The 4,178-nt window shown below is 31.3% G+C and carries 2 protein-coding genes; both read left to right on the forward strand.

The features are described 5' to 3' along the window. The first annotated feature begins 1,104 nt into the window (after positions 1–1,104). A complete protein-coding gene (locus tag CKF58_RS08485) occupies positions 1,105–2,124 on the forward strand; it encodes a phosphoethanolamine transferase (RefSeq protein WP_222987756.1) in 1,020 nt (339 codons plus the stop codon). A 715-nt stretch (positions 2,125–2,839) separates the two neighbouring features. Continuing rightward, on the forward strand, positions 2,840–4,045 hold the full coding sequence (locus CKF58_RS06920; protein WP_222987757.1) for a phosphoethanolamine transferase: 1,206 nt from the start codon (positions 2,840–2,842) through the stop codon (positions 4,043–4,045). Positions 4,046–4,178: the final 133 nt, after the last annotated feature.

Consider the following 4,178-nt stretch of genomic DNA (forward strand, 5'->3'; position numbering starts at 1 on the left):
TTTTAGCCTGTTCCTTTTTTTATTTAAGCGGCAGCTTCATAAAATCTATTATTTCGAGAATTCGGGATCTAATCCTATCCAATACTTATACTCAATAGTCTCACCCCAATTCCCCCCTCCCAAACTAAGACTCCCTTGTAAGAAGACACAGATTGTCCAACGAATCAGCATAACCCGCTCACTTTTGATTTAAAAAATGCTTAAAATTATCTCATTATGCTTTTTTACAAAAAAAAGTAGCCCTATTCTACAACTGATTTTGCGCTTTAATCTTAAAATTCTAATATATAATTTTTATGTGAGGTTATAATTTTTATGTGAGGTTATAATTTTTATTAAATTTATACACTCATCCTTTATATCTAAAACAAGATATATCTTTTTTAAGCCAATCTAGGGATCTCTAACACTTAAGCAAACAGAATACAACATCTTATAAAATACCTAAAAAAGGTTCACGTATCTGTTAAACACACTAGACCTTTAAATATGTCCAACTTATTATCATTTATCTCAACTAATCGTAGAGCTGTATTTTTCTACATCCTACTATTTATTGGTAGTTTTAGTATGTACAAAGTATATGGATATGGAGTACGAGAATTAGCTGTACTAAGTAACTATTTATTCTTTGTTCTTTTGTATAACTACCTTAGACCAGTCTTTTATATAGTCTATTTATATTTTGCAGCATTAACAACTTATGCATTTGTAAGCTGGTATATAACATGGGACTTTAATGAATATGCTTTATTAGCATTATTTCAAACTAACACCCAAGAGTTTACAGAATATGTAACCTCATTACCATTAGAATTATATGTAAAAGCTACATCTATATTTATATTACAGTTAGTAGTTATTTACTTTGGTTGGCTGCATGCATCCAACCAAAGTAAGACCGGAGGCAAGGTCTTACTTTTTTCGCGCAAACGCTCGCTAATTTTTATTTTAGTTTCACTTCTCATTATTGTTTACTCTGTAGTAGGCAAAATCAATAAACTGCCAGGTAAATTTAGCGAACCTAAGAACCTCGAACTAACTCAAGTTTATACTATTTCAATGCTAGTTAAAAGCTACAATATGTACAAAGGATTTACTAGCATGATACAACAAATTGATGCTTACAAAACTAAACCATCATGGGAAATTGCTAGTGTAAATCCTAAATATAAAACTTATGTTATCGTTTTAGGCGAATCTGCGCGTAAAGACTTCTTTAGCGCTTATAACTTTCCACTTAATACTTCACCATTCTTAAACCAAGTAAAAGGTACAATTTATAACGGTTATGTATCATATGCTTCTAGCACGCCTGTAAGTATTCATTACAGTTTCTACTATTACAACAAGGCTAAAGGAAAAACTGAACTAGAAAATAATGTTATAAATCTTGCTAAATCTGCAGGATTTAATACCGCTTGGATTTCTGCACAAGCTCGTTTTTCTCAATGGGATACTTCTGCAACTCTTCTAAGTAAATTTGCAGATTACTCATGGTTTAGAACTAGTCACTATGTACATTCAGTTTTTGATAAGGACTTGCTTCCTATATTTGATCAATACTTAACGCAAACTGATTCAGAAGATAAACCACGTATTATAGTTTTACATACCAACGGTTCTCATCCATATCCATGTCATCGTTTATACCAAGATGTAACCTTTAATTACATTAATAAAAGTTTAAGCTGTTACGTGCAAACTATTCGTCAGACTGATGATTTTCTTGCCCAAGTTACTCAAATCATTCAAAAACATACAGATTCTTATTCACTGATGTATTTTAGTGATCACGGGTTAATGATTTCAAACTTAGAAGATAAAGAAAAAACTTATATTCACCACGCTGCAACTTCTAAACAAAATTTTGACATACCTCTTGTAGTTATTAACAGTGATGACCAAGAGCATAAAGTTGTTAACTTTAGACAAATAAACCTTAACTTCCTTGCTGGTTTTAGTCAGTGGACAGGAATTAGCTATAAACAAGTATCACTTCCAGATTTTTGGAAAGGAACAACAGAACCACTAATCTTAGCTAAACAATATACGATTAGAGATTACAATGCTTTAATTGATAATCCAGCTCCAACTAACAATATCACTAGTAATAAAAAGTAAAATACTTCTATCATTATTAGTTTGATATTCGTATTTATCGGGTAATTTTATCTACTCCCAAAAATCTTTCACAGAGGTAGCATATTTATATGCTACTTCTTTCTTCATTTCTCTTAAACAGATATAAATTCAGTAAATTTTACTTGTCTTAACTTTTAACCATACTTTTAATGACTATGCATTATTTTGCCATTATCTTCTCTTGTTATCTTAAAACTAGTATCTAAAGAGCATTATTTACACAAAGTATTGAACTAGTCATAACAAGTTTCACATATCCAACTTAATATCGAAAATTCATGCAACCAAAATAAGTACGTGGTTATTTTACCTAGTTTTATTTATTGGTACTTATTCTCTATATAAAGCTTATTATGGCATTAGTCGTGAGGTAGCTATAGCTGCTAACTATTGCATCTTTATTTTACTATTTCACTATGCTAGACCAATTTTCTATACACTTTATATCCTACATATTATTTTAGGTTTAGGTGTTTACAGTAGTCGTTTAGTTACAGGCGATATCCAAGCGGCTGGTATAATCGCATTAATGCAAACTAACTACCAAGAGTTTACTGAGTACTTAAAAGTTTTACCCATTAGCCTGTACCTATACATAACTCTTTACATAAGTATTCAAATCTTTACCATTACATATATTTATAATTACTCTAAAACTCGTAAACAATTAGGTAACACATTTAAACTAAAACCTTTGATTAAGTATAGTCTTGTAGGGTTTGCTTTAACCTTAATTGCTTATGCAATTATCGGCAAGATTACAAAACTAGAGTATCGCTTTAAGTCTCTAGAAAACTATGAGAAAACCCATGTATTTACTTTCTTTAAGTTCGCAGATATTTACCTAATCTATAAGGATTATCAAAAACTAACTATTACGGTAGAGAATCTTAATGCCCCACCAACTTTTAAAATTGCTAAGGTACAAAATAAATATCATGACTACGTAATTATTCTTGGAGAATCTGCGCGTCCCGATATTTTTTCAGTATATGGCTTTGCTATAAAAACTTCACCATATCTTGAACAGGTAAAAGGTACTATTTATAACGGTTATGTCTCTGTAGCAGCAAGTACAGCTGCAAGCATAAACTATAGCTTTATATATCATCAAGATGAAAACTATAAAGCTAATGCTCAAGATACGGTTATTAATATTGCTAAACATGCTGGATTTAGTACAGCTTGGTTATCTGTACAATCAAAACTTACGCGTCATGATTCGGCGGCAACTTTAAATAGTCAACAGGCTGACTACTCTTGGTTTCCTGAATATTACAATAATCAAGACAAATACGATAAATCCTTATTACCTCTTCTTGAAAAATATTTAAATTCTACGGCTCAAGATACTAAACCACGTCTAATAGTGCTACATACTAATGGTTCACATCCAGATGCTTATTCTCGTCTATATGAAGAAGTTGAATTTGATTATGTAAATAAAAACTTAAGTTGCTATTTACAGACCATTAAGCAAACTGATAATTTTATCTCTCAAGTGGTTGATACTGTAAGTAAGCATAGTAACTCTTATTCGGTAATGTACTTTAGCGATCATGGCATTGAAATGAAAAATGCTGATAATCCCAAAAAGGCAACCACTACCCATTCTTACTTAATTAAAGAAGGTTTTGAGATCCCGCTAGTAGTGATTAACAGTGATGATACTGAACACCGTGAAGTTACGTTTAAACAATCGAACATTAACTTTATCGCAGGTTTTAGTCAATGGTTAGGTATTACTTATAGTAATATTGCCTTCGATGATTTCTGGCAAGGAACTAATGATCCGCTTAAAGTCATAGCCTCTCCTAAGTGGGGATATTATGATCAATTAAGAAATAATCACTACCCTCAACCTAATACTTCAAGTATTAGCCAAAATCCTCAAAAATAAAATAATAGAATCACTTATACGTATTACTACACATAACCAATCATAACTACTATTGAGGAATAATTTGTCTAATGTTTGTTAAGCCAATAGAAATAGGAGAGCCCCATAATCACCTGATTATGGGGCTCTCCTA

The organism is Psittacicella hinzii, assembly GCF_003585935.1.
Lineage (GTDB): Bacteria > Pseudomonadota > Gammaproteobacteria > Enterobacterales > Psittacicellaceae > Psittacicella > Psittacicella hinzii.

What these genes read in the sequence shown, in the direction of transcription:
- CKF58_RS08485 (WP_222987756.1), top strand. Translation starts at nt 1,105, where the DNA reads ATGATACAACAAATTGATGCTTACAAAACTAAACCATCATGGGAAATT.